Origin of the sequence: Methylorubrum sp. SL192 (genome assembly GCF_026672325.1) — a bacterium.
GTDB lineage: Bacteria > Pseudomonadota > Alphaproteobacteria > Rhizobiales > Beijerinckiaceae > Methylobacterium > Methylobacterium extorquens.
On sequence record NZ_JAPPQV010000003.1, the window covers coordinates 2,885,594 to 2,900,277 of the forward strand.

Consider the following 14,684-nt stretch of genomic DNA (forward strand, 5'->3'; position numbering starts at 1 on the left):
CGCAAGCGCATTTGGCCCTGAGGGCAAGCGCGACCGTTGCGTGTTTGGGGTGAGGGGTCTTTGATGACGCGTGGGTTCCTGTCGAAAGCCGCCTGTCTCGCGCTGGCCGCGAGCGTCGGCGCCTGCGCCTCCAACCGCTTCGAGGGGCCCCGCGAGCGTCCGCGGCCCCAGGCGGCGCTCGAACCCGCCACGCCCGCTCTGCCCGCCGGCACGGTGACGAGCGAGCCGCTCGCGCCCCCGCCGGGCGCCTCCGCCGCCCCCGGCGAGCCGCCGCCCCCGAGCGTCGCCGCGGCCCCCTCGCAGGCGATCGAGCCGCCGCCCCCGCCCGCTCCGCCGCCGGTGGTCGCGACCGGCCGCTCCTCGGTGGTGGGCTCGTGGAACGCCACCGATGCCGCGGGAAGCTGCAAGGTGTCGCTGTCGAGCACGCCTTCGCTCGACCTCTACAAGGCCTCGGCCGCGGGTTGCAGCAACAAGGATCTCGCCAAGGTCTCGGCCTGGGATTTCCGCGATGGCGAGGTCTACCTCTACCAGCCGGGCGGCACCGTCACCGCGCGCCTGCGGCAGGCCGGCGGCGGCCTCGAGGGCGCGCTCTCGAAATCCGGCGCGCAGCTCTCGATGGCGCGCTAAAGCGCTTTCCAACGAAGTGGACGCCGGCCTGATGCCATCAGGTCGGAGACGGCTCTAAGGCGCTCCCCTCAGGGGTTCACCCGCACCCCGAGCAGCACCGTGTGCGCCTCGTAGGTCGAGAGCGGGACGGTGCTGTTCAGCGTCGAGTAGATGTAGCTGCCGCGGAGAGCCAGCCAGCGGTTGAAGCGGTAGTCGAGCCGGGCGGTGGCGGAATAGCCCCGCTCGCGGATGCGCACGCCGTCGTAGTTGGTGGAGAGGTAAGCGCCGCCCAGCGTGATCGAGAGGTTGCGCAGGAGGTCGTGCTGCACTTCGAGCGTGGCGGCGTCGGTGAAGGCGCCGCTGGAGCCCGGCACCGCGGTCTCGATCACGCCGGTCTGCTGGTTGAACCGCACCGTGGTCAGCGGCGAGACCGACCAGACGAGCGCCGCGTTGATGACCGGCGCGTTGATGTCCTGCAGCGTGCGATCGATGTAGGAGCGGTGCTGCAGGCCGCCCGAGATCTCCGCCGTCAGCGTGCTGTTGAGCGCCACCGCCGCGCCCGCGGTGAAGGCGACGCCGTCGGAATCGCGGCGCAGGCCGAACTGGTCCACCGGCGTGTCGTAGACCCGGGTGTCGAGGAAGGTCTCGACGAAGGGCGTGATCGCGGGCGAGATCTCGTATCCGGCGCGCAGGCGCAGGCCGTACTGGTTGGCGTCGCGGTCGCTCTGGATGATCGTGGTGCCGTTGCCGAGTTGCGCGTCCTCGAAGACCGAGCGGTCGATCGAGCCGCGCAGTGAGAGCTGCAGCCGGTTGAAGTTTTCCTGCACCCCCGCGGTCGCGCCGTAGGTGGCGAAGAGCGGCCGGGTCGTCGCCCCCCCGCCCGCGCCGAGATCCGGGCTGCCGATGCGCTGGCTGTCGAGCAGGAAGCGGGTCTCCAGATCGATCCGGGTGTCGCGGTCGACGTCGATGCGCATCCGGGCGGTGCCCACCGCGTTGGGGCGGCTCGCCTCGGGGTTCTGCGGATATTCGAGGTAGCTGCCGCGCATCTCGGCGGTGAGTTCGCTCGCGGACCACTCGCTGCGCAGCGCCAGCTCCGCCTCGCTGCGCAGGGTCAGTGACGGCCGAAGGCGGGTGCCGCCGATCTGGTCCGGGTTCGAATCGTAGCCGACGCTCTGGGTGAAGGCCGGCAGCAGCGTGAAGGTGCCGAGCCGGATGCCGAGCGGCGCGTAGGCGGTGTCGGCGGGGATCGGCCGGCGCAAAGCCGTGCCGAGCAGCAGCCCGGCGGCGTTCGGCAGGCCGAGCCCGAGGATCGGCGCCGGCAGCGGCACGCCGGAGACGGGCGTCTGGATCACCGGGGTGAGGCGCAGATCGGTGATCGTCTGCTGCGTGCGGGTCTGGGTGATCTGGCGGGTCGCCGTGCCGAGCCGGCGCGGGGGCGCCGCGCGCAGACGCAGGATCGAGGGCCGGGCCGGCGTGCCCCGCGTCGCGGCGGAGCCGGGCAGGCTCGTCGCGCTGCGGAAGCGCGGCAGGCGGGCGACACTCGGCTCCTCGCTCTCCTCGGAGGCGGGGGCCGGATTCGCGGTCGTGCCGCTGCCGAGCGGGGCGGGGGCGGAGAAGGCGCCGGAGCCGCGCAAAGCCGTCGGCGCGTCGAAGGCGGAGCGGCGCGGGCGGCCCGCGGTCGCCGGCTCGGAGGGGCTGCGCGCGAGCGGGTTCGACGCCGTGCTCGGGGCGGGCTCGGCCTGCGCCGGGTCGGGCGCCTCCTGCGCCAGCGCGGGGCCCCCGAGCAGGGCGGGGAGCAGCGCCAGAGCGAACGCCCCGCGGCGCCCGCCTCGCTTGTCCCCGTTCGGCCGCTCGCGTGACACCGGCAGCGCTCTTTCCCTGGATACTACGGCCGGCGGCCCGTGGACGGGGCGGCGTTCCGTGTCCGGTCGGCGCTCCATGGTTAACGGGGCTACACCGGGCATGGTTAACGTGCCGTTGCGGGGCGCCCGCTCGCCCTGTCCCGCCGTGAGCAGCCGCCGCGTAGCCCCCATGCGGCCACAGTCGCGGTTGAAGAGGGCGGATCAGGAATCGCGAGGGCCCGGCGCCGGGCTTTGAGACGGAAACGACAGCTTCATGGCCCTGGCACAGCGGATCGAGGACCGGAACCGGACGAATGGCGCGGCGCGGGCGCCCGCCATCGCCTCGGCCCTGCGCACCATCGAGACCGAGCGCGAGGGCCTGGCCTGCCTGATGGCCGCGATCGACAACGGCCTCGGCGAGCCCTTCGCGCAGGCCGTCGAGCGGATCGGCGCGGCGCGCGGCCGGGTGATCTGCACCGGCATGGGCAAGTCCGGCCACGTCGCCCGCAAGATCGCGGCGACCTTCGCCTCCACCGGCACGCCCGCGCTCTACGTCCACCCGGGCGAGGCGAGCCACGGCGATCTCGGCATGATCCAGCCCGACGACGTGGTGCTGGCGCTGTCGTGGTCGGGCGAGACCACGGAACTGGCCGACATCATCGGCTACACCCGGCGCTACCGCGTCGGCCTCGTGGCGATCACCTCCAACGCCGCCTCGACGCTCGGCCGCGAGGCCGACACCTGCCTCGCTTTGCCGAAGGCCAAGGAGGCCTGCCCGAACGGGCTCGCCCCCACCACCTCGACGGCGATGCAGCTCGCGCTCGGCGACGCCCTCGCCGTGGCGCTGCTGGAGGCCCGCGGCTTCTCCGCCCGCGACTTCTCCGTGTTCCATCCCGGCGGCCGGCTCGGCGCCTCGCTGCGGCAGGTGCGCGAGGTCATGCATGGCGGGGCGCATCTGCCCGTGGTGGCCATCGGCACCGCGATGCGGGCCGCCGTGGCCGAGATCGACGCCAAGGGGTTCGGGTCGGTCCTCGTGGTCGATGAAGCGGGCGCGCTCGCCGGCATCCTCACCGACGGCGACGTGCGCCGCGCCGTCTTCTCCCGCGAGGGGCTGGACCGCCTGCCGGTCGAGGCGGTGATGACCGCCAACCCCCGCACGATCACGCCCGAGACCCTGCTCGCCAAGGCGCTGCAGATCCAGGAAGCGATGAAGATCACCGCGCTCGTGGTGGTGGACCAGGGCCGCCCCGTCGGCCTCGTGCACTACCACGACCTGCTGCGCACCGGCGTGGCCTAGAGCATCGTGCTGGATATCGGATCCGGCACGATGCTCTAGCCTTTTGTTCTTGCATCATCTTTTTCCGAAAGCCGGTCACCACCTTTCAGGATGATGCTCTGGAGCGCATTCCGACGAAGTGGCCACCGGTTCGTCGAAAGAATGCGCGTCACAACAAGGATCGAGAGACGCCGGCCTGATGCACTCAGGTCGGATACGGCTCCAGGCGCCGCGCACATCCGCCCCGCCACGCCCTCAGCCTGAGGTGGCGCGCAAGCGCCCGCGAAGGGGGCTCCGGGGATCGCGCGGGATCGGGAAGATCCTTCGAGGCGCCGCTTCGCGCCGCACCTCAGGATGAGACGGAGGGCTGGAACCGCGCTCGTCGCCCCGACCGGTCAAACAGCTTTCTTGCAAAAACACGTTTCCCCCCGCGGCCCTGAATCCGGGCCCGGAGGACGGCTGGCCGATCGGCCGGCTGGGTACGCATCGAACACAAACCCCGAGGGGGACGCGGGACGCCGCGAAACCTCCGGATGGGTATGTGAGACTTTGCCGGTTTCCCGGCGTCCCGCGGAGGGGCCGCTTCCTTATCACGGGAAGCCGTCCCTCCGTTTTGGCGTCACGGTCTCTCCACCGGCATCGACCCCGGATCTAGGCGCTGTGGGACCCTCGGCCCGCCTCCCCGCGAGGGGAGAGGGAACCTCGGCAGACGGCTATGGGCGGACTCGTCCGCACCGGACCTCGTATTGGGCCCGGCTCCGGTTGTTCCTGGGCGCCGACCCGAGACCGGCCTATGGCCCCATCCCGCGTTGGCGTTGTGTCGCGCACAGCGCCCGAGGCGATGGCGACCGGGCCACCGACGCGGGAACCGCCCCACCTCCCAACGAGCCTCGCCGGCCGGTCACCGGAAAAGCTCCCCCGGTTGGACCGGGAGGCGAGTGGCATGGGTTGTAGGATTTTCAGCCTAGAATGTCAAGGAATTATTTCCATCCACACAAATGTCCTTTTCGCATCCAACTCCTGCCTGCCTCTCATGCCGCCTAAAGTCCGGATAAAAAGTCAATACCGATAAGTCTTTGCAAATATTTCCCAACCTGCGACAACCCTTATTTCGACTTGAAATAGATCTATGCTGAATCGCTCAATCTTTTTCACGAGACACAACAGAAGGACGCTGCATCCGACACAACCGATCCGCTAGACAGTGCAACCCGCCATCCTTAAGTTGGTCACCCGTTTTGGGAGGTCCAATCTGTGGCCGATAAAAAATTAAAAATTGACAGTCTTCTTCTCGACTTAGAGAACCCTCGAATTGACAAACCAGGCAGCCAACGCGACGCCATAAAACAAATTATAACTGATCAAGACGTTCGCCTCGCGGCCCTTGCAGAAAGCATCGTAACTGACGGCCTCAATCCTATGGACAGGATGCTGGTCATAAAAAGCACCATTACAAACAAATGGATCGTTCTTGAGGGCAATCGCCGGCTGGCGGCAATGAAAATACTTAGAAACCCTAATGTTCTCCGCGATCTTGAGATACGTCCAAATCTTAGAAAACGTTTCGAGAAACTTGCGCATCAGTTTGATGCGGCAGTCATAGAGCCCGTGCCCTGCTTCGAACTTAAGAGCAGGTCGGAAGGCGTTTCATGGATCACACAGCGCCATACTGGCGCAAACGGAGGGCGTGGAATAGTTGATTGGAATGGCGTTGCGACAGCTCGCTTCAGGGGTACAGACCCAGCCCTGCAAGCCCTTGATCTTGTCATCAGCCATGGGGGACTGTCTGACGAAGAAAAAGAGCAAATACTTGATCGATTTCCAATCACAACTCTCGATCGTCTTATTTCTACGCCTGCCGTCCGTCATTTGATCGGAGTGGAAATCAGAGGTCAGAAGCTGTCAACCCAGCTCCCGCCGGAACAAATCATAAAGCCACTTCGCAGAATAGTGAAAGATCTAGCAAGTGGCGCAATCAATGTCACTATGCTCAAAAAACGCGACCAGATGATTGATTGGGTAAAAACGTTACAAGAAGATCTGCCAGATCTAAATGCAGTAGCCGGAAAACTTTCTCCTGTTTAATCATTCGGCGATACCGATTTCATCCCACCTTCACCTCCGCCGCCTCAGCCGTCGCCTCCCCCTTCTAAACCTGTGCGAGTGCGTGCATACGTAAGGCGAGCATTGATTCCAAGGGACTGCTCTCTCAATGTAACGAACGCGAAGATCGCAGAAATTGTCAAGGAGCTGCGCGGCCTCATAATGGCCGAAAACCCTCACGCCATATCAGTATTGTTTCGAGTATTTTTAGAATTGTCAGTTGATCATTACATGGACAAAAACGCACTTCCTACAACCAACGCAACCCCACAGGGTCCAAAAGACAAAAAGCTTAGAGACAAGGTAAAACTTGTGATTGATCACATGGGAGCAAATGGAATCGTGAAGAAAAACTTAGACGGGGTATCTAAAGGCATTGATGACAGAAATAGCCCCCTCTATGTTGATACGCTGCACAACTATGTGCATAATAGATTTTATTCCCCCCAAGAAAGGGAACTTAAGGTCGCATGGGATAATGCGCAACTTTTCTTCGAGGCAATCTGGCAATGAAACCCGCTAAACTGTCTCAGAATGAGACTGGTCTTTTGCATTTTACCCCGCTGCGATACCCTGGTGGAAAAGGCAAGCTTGCTGCATATGTTAAGAAGATCATTGAACAAAACGGAATGATGGATGGCGAATATGTAGAACCATTTGCAGGCGGCGCCGCTATCGCCCTAGAATTACTATTTCATGAGTACGTTAGCACGATCCATATCAATGATATAAGCAAGCCCGTCTACGCGTTTTGGCGCACGGTATTGGATCACACAGAGGAACTTTGCCGACTTATTTCAGACACTCCAGTTACGGTTGATAGTTGGGACAAAAACAAATTCGTCCTTCAAGCACCAGACCAACACTGTATAACTGATTTAGGTTTTGCGATGTTTTTCTAAATCGCACAAATCGGTCTGGTATTCTAAACGCCGGCATTATAGGTGGGCGCTCTCAGAATGGGAATTGGAAAATCAATGCGCGTTACAACAGCAAAGATTTGATAAATCGAATTCAGGCAATAGCCAAAATGAAAGGTAGAATTCGAGTTACAGGTCTAGACGCAGTGGATTTCCTGTCTCATGGAACTAAAAAATGGCCAAAGAACACCTTAGTATATAGCGACCCTCCATATTATGTGAAAGGTCCAGATCTATATTATAACTTCTACAAACATGATGATCACGTATCTATATCTCGAGCAATACAATCCAATATCAAAGCTCAGAAATGGATCGTCTCATACGATGACGTGCCGAGCATTAGAGAATTATACTCGGAAAGACAGTGGATTTCTTATGATATAGGCTACTCTGCCAGAACTACGCGGAAGGGAACTGAGATAATGTTTTTTGATGATAGTTTGCATATTCCAGACTTAGCGGGGCCAATTTCCTTGGTTACTGACCACCGAATTCCAAGAACCTTCTAAATGAGCCAGCTGCTTTTTCTATCGGAGCCGATGTCCTGCGTATGTAGGATCACATTGACTCCTAAAAGATAGCCACCAGCCCCACCCCAATCACCATCAACACTGCCCCAGCGACCCGCCAAACACTGGCGGGGTGCACCTGAAACCCGATCCAGCCGAAGTGGTCGAGCACGAGCGAGGCGAGCACGCCCACGGTGACGATGATGCCCAAAAAGGTCGCCGCGCCGATGGCGGGGGAGGCGTAGAGCTGGGCCAGGATCAGCAGGATGCTCAAAAAACCGCCGAGCCACGCCCACCAGGGCACCTGCCCGAGCTGCTGGCTGGTGGGGAGTTCGAGTTTGCCCAGGGCGAGGCCGCCCACGAGCAGGGCGGCGGTGCTGACCAGCAGGGTCAGGAGGGCCGCCGTCACCGGCAGGCCGAGCGACTTCGACAGCGTCGCGTTCTGCCCCGGCTGGATCGCGTTGGCGAGACCGGCGAGGATCGTGAGAGCGTAGAGTGACCACATAGCCCGTCATCCGAGACGCGGACCGCCAAGTTTCGCGGGTGCGACACCGGGACCGCCGGGCAAGCCGGGGCGTCGGGGCCGGCGCGGCCGGGCGACGGGGCTTGGGTTCGGGCCCTGCGCGCGGATCGACCCGGCCGGCCCCGCGAACGGCGGCTCGGGCCGCCCGTCCCCGCCGCCCTCCATCCGGGGCGCCGGCCCGCGAACCCGGACGCCGCCCGTGTTGCCGCGCGGGTCGGCACCGTGCGGCCGGGTTCCGCGGCCTCGGCCGGACGGGGAGGGGGCGCGGCGCCGTGAACCCGCTTGCGGGCGCGCGCCCGAACCGCGCCGATGGCCCCTCGACAAAGCGTCGCCGCGGGAAGAAGGGTGGGGCGAAGGGCCGATGCCGTCAGGGCGGCGACGGCGCTCGGGATCGGCGCGTGGGGCGAGGGCGGATGAGCGAAGCCATCACCATCGAGGATCTTTTGGGGGGCGTCCGCCTGATCCGCTGGAACCGCCCGGCCAAGAAGAACGCGCTGACCGGGGCGATGTACGACGCCGCCACCGCGGCGCTGGAAGACGCCGACGCGAACTCCCAAAAAATCGGGGCGGTGGTGTTTGCCGGGCTGCCCGGCGCCTTCACCGCTGGCAACGATCTGGCCGACTTCTTTGCCGCCGGCACGGCGCCGCGCGACTCGTTTTCCGAGATGTCGGCCCTGCGCTTCATCCGGCAGCTCGCCCGCACCCGCACGCCGATGGTCGCGGCAGTGGACGGGCTCGCCATCGGCGTCGGCACCACGCTGACGCTGCATTGCGACCTCGTCTATGTCGGGCCGCAGGCGCGCTTCCGCATGCCGTTCGTGGAACTCGGCGTGGTGCCGGAGGCCGCCGCCAGCCACCTGCTGCCGCGCCGGATCGGGCTCGCCCGCGCCTCGGCGCTGCTGCTGCTCGGCGAGCCGTTCGACGGCGCGGCCGCCGTGGCGCTCGGGCTCGCCAACGCCGAACTACCCTCCGAGGCGCTGGAGGCGCATGCGCTGGCGCAAGCCGCGCGGCTGGCCGCCCTGCCGCGCCGGGCGGTGCAGGCGACCCGCGCGCTGATGCGCGGCGAGCAGGGGCTGGTCGAGGCGGCGATCGAGGCCGAGGCGCAGGCCTTCGAGGCGGGCCTGCGCGATCCCGAGACGCAGGCGCGGCTCGCCCGCTTCCTCGCTGGCAAGGCGTGAGCGCTTCGGTGACGCCTTCGTTGCGGGGAAAAGTCTGCCTCGTGGCCGGGGCCTCGCGCGGGGTCGGGCGCGGGCTCGCCCGCGGCTTGGGGGAGGCGGGGGCGACGGTGATCGTCACCGCGCGCTCCTCCGAGACCGGGCGGCGCACCGAGACGCGCGCGGAAGCGATCGAGGACACCGCCCGCGAGGTCGATGCGGCCGGCGGCGAGGGGCACCATTACCTCTGCGACCACACCAGCGAGCGGGCGGTGGACGAACTCGTGCACTGGGCGCTGCGCCGGTTCGGGCGGATCGATGTCGCGGCATCCAGCGTGTGGGGCGGCAACGAGGGCTATGACGGCGAGCGCTACCCCGACGGCGCCGCCTGGGGCACGCCGTTCTGGCGCCGCTCGGCCGAGCCGTTCTCGCAGTTTCTGGGGACGGGGCCCTATCCGGGATTGCTGCTGGCCCGCGCCGTGGCGCCGGCCATGGTCGCCGCGCGCTCCGGCCTGATCGCCTTCGTCTCCTTCGGCACCGAGGAGGGGTTTTTGGGCGATTTCTACTACGACCTCGCCAAGGCGACGACGAACCGGCTCGCCTTCGCCTGCGCCGCCGAACTGACGCCCCGCGGCGTCTGCGCGCTCAGCCTCTCGCCGGGCTTCGTCGCCACCGAGCGGGTGCGCGATCTCGGCCAGGAGGCGCTCGCCACCGAGAGCCCGCTCTATGCCGGCCGGGCGCTCGCGGCGTTGTCCGCCGACCCCGCCGTGCTGGACCGGGCGGGGCGGACGGTCCATGTCGGGGATCTCGCCCGCGCCTACGGCTTCACCGACGCCGACGGCCGCCAGCCGGAGCGCTTCCGGATCGGAGAGGATGACGCATGAGCCTTGAAGGGAAGAGCCTTAAGGGGAAGACGCTGTTCATCACCGGCGCCTCGCGCGGCATCGGGCTCGCCATCGGCCTGCGCGCCGCCCGCGACGGCGCCAACGTGGCGATCGCCGCCAAGACCGCGCAGGCGCATCCGAAGCTGGAGGGCACGATCTTCACCGCCGCCGAAGCCATCGAGCGGGCAGGGGGCCGGGCGCTGCCGCTCACCGTCGATGTCCGCGACGAGGAGGCGGTGAAGACGGCGCTGGATGAAACCGCAAAACAATTCGGCGGGATCGACATCGTGGTCAACAACGCGAGCGCGATCTCGCTGTCGAACACGCCCAAGACCGAGATGAAGCGCTTCGATCTGATGCATCAGATCAACACACGCGGCACCTACATGGTCAGCAAATACGCGATTCCCTATCTGGAGCGGGCGGAGAACCCGCACATCCTGATGCTCTCGCCGCCGCTCGACATGGCGGAGAAATGGTTCGCGCCGCATCTGGCCTACTCGATGGCCAAGTTCGGCATGTCGCTCTGCGTGCTCGGGCTCGCCGGGGAACTCCGGGGCCGGGGCATCGCCGTCAACGCCCTGTGGCCGCGCACCACCATCGCCACGGCCGCCGTGCAGAACCTGCTCGGCGGCGACGCGCTGATGCAGGCCAGCCGCACGCCGGAGATCATGGCGGATGCCGCGCATGCCGTGTTCCTGCGGGAGGCCAAGGGCTTCACCGGACATTTCCTCATCGACGACACGGTTCTGAGTGAGGAAGGCGTCACGGACTTTTCAAAATACCGCGTCACAGCAGGCGTTCCGCTTGCGCCGGACTTCTTCGTGCCGGACACAAGCGTCGCCCCGCCCGGGGCACTCGACTGAAGCCCCATCCGACAGGTCACATCCGTTGATCTTCACCCACAAGCCCGTCGCGGGCGGCTCCCAGACGGTGCTGGAACGCCGCTACCTCGAATTGCAGGAGCCGATCTCCGAGGACACGGTCTGGCTCGACCTCGTGCGCCCGACGCGGGAGGAGGAGGTGAAGGTCGAATCCTTCCTCGGCATCACCGTGCCGACGCGCGAGGAGATGAAGGACATCGAGCCCTCCGAGCTGCTCTACGTTGAGGCCGGCGCCCGCTACATGACGGGCCGCGTGCTCTCCCGCGTCAGCGATTCCGAGGAGCCGGGCCTGGCCGGCATCACCTTCATCCTGCGCGACAACCGGCTCATCACTGTGCGCTACGAGGAGCCGCAGGCGTTCCGGATGTACACCCAGCGCGCCGGCCGGGCGACGGGCAACGGGCCGTCGCGCTCGGTCTCGGGCGAGTCGATCCTGGCCGGGCTGATCGAGGCGGTGATCGACCGCGCCGCCGACGTGCTCCAGCTCCAGGGCGAGCGCATCGACCGCCTCTCGCGAAAGATCTTCGAGGACAAGGGCGACCCGTCCTCGCGCAACAACGCGCTGCAGGACACGCTGCGCTCGCTCGGGCGCTACGGCGACCTGATCTCGAAGCAGCGCGAGAGCCTCGTCTCGATGGAGCGCATCCTGCTCTCGCTCTCGGCGACCTACCGCACGGCCAAGGCCCCGCGCGAGCTGCGCGAGGACGTGCGCTCGACGCTTCGCGACCTGCAATCGCTGGAAGAGCACGCGACCTTCATCTCGGCCAAGATCCAGTTCCTGCTCGACGCGACGCTCGGCCTCGTGAACCTGGAACAGAACAACATCATCAAGCTGTTCTCGGTCATGGCGGTGGTGTTCATGCCGCCGACGCTGATCGCCTCGATCTACGGCATGAACTTCAAGACCATGCCGGAACTCGACTGGCATTTCGGCTACCCCGCCGCCGTCGGCATGATGGTGGTGGCCGCCGTGCTGCCCTACGTGTTCTTCCGCTGGAAGAAGTGGCTGTAGCCCGCGCCGCGCCCTGGGCCGGGGAGGTGGCCCTGCCTCCGGGCCGATCCCAGAAACCCCGGCGCCACCGGCCGAGGTTCCCGGAATTTTACGGCCTCCCCCCAAGAGAATTTTCGGACCCTGTCGCCTGAACTCACGTTCTTAAGGTGTCGGCCGACGGTGAGATCACTCCCCCGGCCCCCTCGTTCAGCAATCAGGAGACGAACTCCCATGGCCACCAAGCAGAAGACCTTGCACGACGCGTTCTATGAGACGTTGAAGGACGTCTATTACGCGGAAAAGCAATCGGTGCGTGCACTGAAGAAGTCGGCCAAGGCGGCCGAACATGACGAACTCCGCCAAGCGTTCGAGATCCATGCCGAGGAGAGCGCCAACCAGGTCGAGCGCCTGCAGCAGGTGTTCGAGATCATCGGTAAGCCGGCCCGCGCCAAGACCTGCGAGGCGATGCAGGGCCTGACCTCCGAGATGGAGGAGGATCTGGAGGATTTCGAGGACAGCCCGGCCGCCGACGCGGTGCTGGCGGCCTGCGCCCAGGCGGTCGAGCATTACGAGATCGCCCGCTACGGCACGCTTAAGACCTGGGCGACCCAGCTCGGCTACGCGGACGCCGCCAAGCTGCTCGACGAGACCCTTCAGGAAGAGAAGAAGACCGACGCGCTGCTCTCGCAGATCGCCGAGCGCATCAACACCGAGGGCTCCGAGGAGGCCGAAGCGGGCGCGGCGAAGGGCAAGGGCGGGCGCAAGAGCGCCTGATCCGACGCGGCACGCGGCAGGACCGATGGTCCTGCCGTAAGACGGGCCGCGCATCGCGGGCAGGCAAGCCAGATCAGGAAAGGGGTGCCCTCAAAGGGCGCCCCTTTTTTCGTTCCGGACATCTCCCGCCCCCTTCCGACAGGCCGTATCGCGCTCGTCACCCCCATTCGAAGTGCGAGCGCTCCTCCCGCTCGGAGGGCCTTCGAAAGCGTGCTCGCGAGGCCGGGTTGATCTTCGCCGGGCAGATGTCAGCCATCCGCGAGCGGGAAGCCGGCCCTTGAAGGGCGCGTCCGGCGCCGACCTCTGCACCCGCCGCGTGCCCGACCGGCACGGGGTTTTCGGCCGACCCAAGCTTCTGATGTCCCGCCTCTACACTGCTCTCTTTTTGCAAAGGCGGCAGCATCCCAAGGGATTACAATCGATCGAGGGATCTTAACCCGTTATTTAATACTCGCCCCGCTTTTCCAATAGATCCATTTGGCACCGAGCGGGCGGACTGACCTCAAATGAGATATATCAACAACGCGAGCGTCTTGTTGAAGCTATGCGCGCCGCTCGTCCTGATCGCTGCCATGGCTATCGCACTTATTCTGCACGAGCGGGCGACGTTCGAAGGAATCGCCGTCCAATCCCGCTATGTCGCCGACGTCCTGACGGTGCGACAGGAGTCTTATCTCAAGGCTCAGGCCGGCGTTGCGGAGGCGACTCTGCTCAGCCGCAACCTCATCATCGACCCCAGAAAGGAAAAGATCGACCGATACAAGGCACGATACGACGCCACCGTCAGCGGCGTTTACAAAAACATCGATCGGCTGATCGCCCTGGCGGACACGCCGGCACGCGTCAAATTCGGCAACGATGTTCGCAAACTCGCCGAAGCCTATTTCGCCGTCATCGACCGGACCATCGTTCTCGGCAGCAGGAACGAGACCGATGCCGCGATGACGATCGTGCAGGAGGAAGGGCAGCCCGCGCGGGCCAAGCTCACCGAGCTGGTGGAAGCGCGCACGCAGAAGATCATCGAGGAGATGCAGGCCGGCGCGAGCCAACTCGAGCGGGATGTCGGAACGGCCGTCACCCAGCTGATCGTGATGGCGGCGGTCGGCCTGCTTCTGGCCGCCGTGCTCTCCGGTGCGATCGTCGTGTTCGGCATTACCCGGCCGCTCTCGCAGCTCGTCTCCGTTCTGAATCGGATGGCTCAGGGCGAGATCGACTCCACGATTCGCCAAGCCGCGCGCGGCGATGAGATCGGCGCCGTGGGACGGGCGGTCGAGGGCATCAAGACGATGGTAGCCCGGAAGGCGGCCGAGGACGCCGAGCGACGGCAGATCGCCGAGACCGCCGCGGCGGCCGAGCGCAAGCGCACGATGATGGAGCTCGCTGACGGCTTCGAGGGGGCGGTCGGCGGCATCGTCGGCATGGTCTCCTCCTCGGCGACCGAGTTGCAGGCGACGGCCCAGCAGATGACATCGACGGCTCAGAGGACCGCCACCCGATCGACCACCGTTGCCTCGGCCGCGGAGGAGGCAGCCGCGAACGTCAACACGGTCGCCTCCGCCGCCGAGGAACTCGGTGCATCGGTGCAGGAAATCGGCCGGCAGGTCTCCGGCTCGGCCAACCTCGCCCAGCAGGCGGTGGCCGAGGCGGACGAGACCGGTTCCCACGTCACCGAGTTGAGCAGGGCCGTGACCCGGATCGGCGACGTGGTGAACCTCATCGCCAACATCGCGAGCCAGACCAACCTGCTCGCCCTCAACGCCACCATCGAGGCCGCACGGGCCGGCGAAGCCGGTCGCGGCTTCGCCGTCGTCGCCGCCGAGGTGAAGGAGCTGGCAAACCAGACCGCCCGCGCCACCGAGGAAATCTCCGGCCAGATCGGTCAGATCCAGGGGGCGACCGGGCAGGCGGTGGGTGCGATCGGCTCGATCACGACGCGGATCCGGGAGATCAACACGGTGACCGCGACGATCGCGGCGGCGGTCGAGCAGCAGGGCGCGGCGACGCAGGAGATCGTGCGCAACGTCGCCGAAGCTTCGGTGGGAACCAGCGAGGTCACGACCAACATCGGCGGGGTGGCCGAGGCCTCGGAGGAAACGGGAGCTGCCGCGAGCCAGGTGCTGATGTCCGCTTCAGAGCTGTCGCGTCAGTCCGAGCACCTGTCCGCCGAGGTCAAACGCTTCCTCACGACGATTCGCGCTGCCTAAGGCGCATCCCGA

Annotated in this window: 14 protein-coding genes; 12 read left to right on the forward strand and 2 right to left on the reverse strand. The window is 65.6% G+C overall.

Translation table 11 applies throughout. The features are described 5' to 3' along the window. Positions 1–63: 63 nt before the first annotated feature. Complete coding sequence (locus OVA30_RS14395; protein ID WP_268175859.1) at positions 64–627, forward strand: AprI/Inh family metalloprotease inhibitor; 564 nt, start codon at positions 64–66, stop codon at positions 625–627. A gap of 68 nt (positions 628–695) precedes the next feature. Here OVA30_RS14395 and OVA30_RS14400 read toward each other — a convergent pair whose 3' ends face one another. Next, the gene (locus OVA30_RS14400; protein ID WP_268175860.1) at positions 696–2,468 is read right to left on the reverse strand and encodes an outer membrane beta-barrel protein; all 1,773 of its coding nucleotides are present in this window, start codon (positions 2,466–2,468) and stop codon (positions 696–698) included. Positions 2,469–2,721: 253 nt separating this feature from the next. Between OVA30_RS14400 and OVA30_RS14405 the strand changes: the two genes are divergently transcribed. The 5 genes from OVA30_RS14405 to OVA30_RS26010 all read left to right on the forward strand — a co-directional run bounded on the left by OVA30_RS14405 (position 2,722) and on the right by OVA30_RS26010 (position 7,258). Then, complete coding sequence (locus tag OVA30_RS14405; RefSeq protein WP_268175861.1) at positions 2,722–3,744, forward strand: KpsF/GutQ family sugar-phosphate isomerase; 1,023 nt, start codon at positions 2,722–2,724, stop codon at positions 3,742–3,744. A gap of 1,233 nt (positions 3,745–4,977) precedes the next feature. Beyond that, a complete protein-coding gene (locus OVA30_RS14410; RefSeq protein WP_268175862.1) occupies positions 4,978–5,808 on the forward strand; it encodes a hypothetical protein in 831 nt (276 codons plus the stop codon). 180 nt (positions 5,809–5,988) lie between these two features. Next, on the forward strand, positions 5,989–6,339 hold the full coding sequence (locus OVA30_RS14415) for a hypothetical protein (protein WP_268175863.1): 351 nt from the start codon (positions 5,989–5,991) through the stop codon (positions 6,337–6,339). Beyond that, positions 6,336–6,728: a DNA adenine methylase gene (locus OVA30_RS14420; protein WP_268175864.1), complete on the forward strand. Its 393-nt coding sequence runs from the start codon at positions 6,336–6,338 to the stop codon at positions 6,726–6,728. The genes OVA30_RS14415 and OVA30_RS14420 overlap by 4 nt, the downstream gene beginning before the upstream one ends. A gap of 128 nt (positions 6,729–6,856) precedes the next feature. Further along, positions 6,857–7,258 carry a hypothetical protein gene (locus OVA30_RS26010; protein ID WP_442786105.1) on the forward strand — a complete coding sequence of 134 codons (402 nt, stop codon included), beginning with the start codon at positions 6,857–6,859 and terminating at the stop codon, positions 7,256–7,258. Positions 7,259–7,319: 61 nt separating this feature from the next. On the opposite strand, the gene OVA30_RS14425 is transcribed toward OVA30_RS26010, so the two are convergent. Next, positions 7,320–7,763, reverse strand: coding sequence for a DMT family transporter (locus tag OVA30_RS14425; RefSeq protein WP_268175865.1), 444 nt, complete (start codon positions 7,761–7,763; stop codon positions 7,320–7,322). A gap of 431 nt (positions 7,764–8,194) precedes the next feature. Here OVA30_RS14425 and OVA30_RS14430 point away from each other — a divergent pair, with 431 nt between their 5' ends. The 6 genes from OVA30_RS14430 (at position 8,195) to OVA30_RS14455 (ending at position 14,672) form a co-directional block, all read left to right on the forward strand. Continuing rightward, complete coding sequence (locus OVA30_RS14430; protein WP_268175866.1) at positions 8,195–8,959, forward strand: enoyl-CoA hydratase-related protein; 765 nt, start codon at positions 8,195–8,197, stop codon at positions 8,957–8,959. Between the two features lie 8 nt (positions 8,960–8,967). After that, positions 8,968–9,819 carry an SDR family NAD(P)-dependent oxidoreductase gene (locus OVA30_RS14435; protein WP_268175867.1) on the forward strand — a complete coding sequence of 284 codons (852 nt, stop codon included), beginning with the start codon at positions 8,968–8,970 and terminating at the stop codon, positions 9,817–9,819. Further along, the gene (locus OVA30_RS14440) at positions 9,816–10,685 is read left to right on the forward strand and encodes an SDR family oxidoreductase (protein WP_268175868.1); all 870 of its coding nucleotides are present in this window, start codon (positions 9,816–9,818) and stop codon (positions 10,683–10,685) included. The genes OVA30_RS14435 and OVA30_RS14440 overlap by 4 nt, the downstream gene beginning before the upstream one ends. Before the next feature lie 25 nt (positions 10,686–10,710). Continuing rightward, positions 10,711–11,715 carry a magnesium transporter CorA family protein gene (locus OVA30_RS14445; protein WP_003602860.1) on the forward strand — a complete coding sequence of 335 codons (1,005 nt, stop codon included), beginning with the start codon at positions 10,711–10,713 and terminating at the stop codon, positions 11,713–11,715. A gap of 210 nt (positions 11,716–11,925) precedes the next feature. Continuing rightward, entirely contained in the window at positions 11,926–12,468 is a 543-nt protein-coding gene (locus OVA30_RS14450; RefSeq protein WP_268175869.1) for a YciE/YciF ferroxidase family protein, read from the forward strand. Positions 12,469–12,974: 506 nt separating this feature from the next. Beyond that, entirely contained in the window at positions 12,975–14,672 is a 1,698-nt protein-coding gene (locus OVA30_RS14455) for a methyl-accepting chemotaxis protein (RefSeq protein ID WP_268175870.1), read from the forward strand. Positions 14,673–14,684 lie beyond the last annotated feature (12 nt).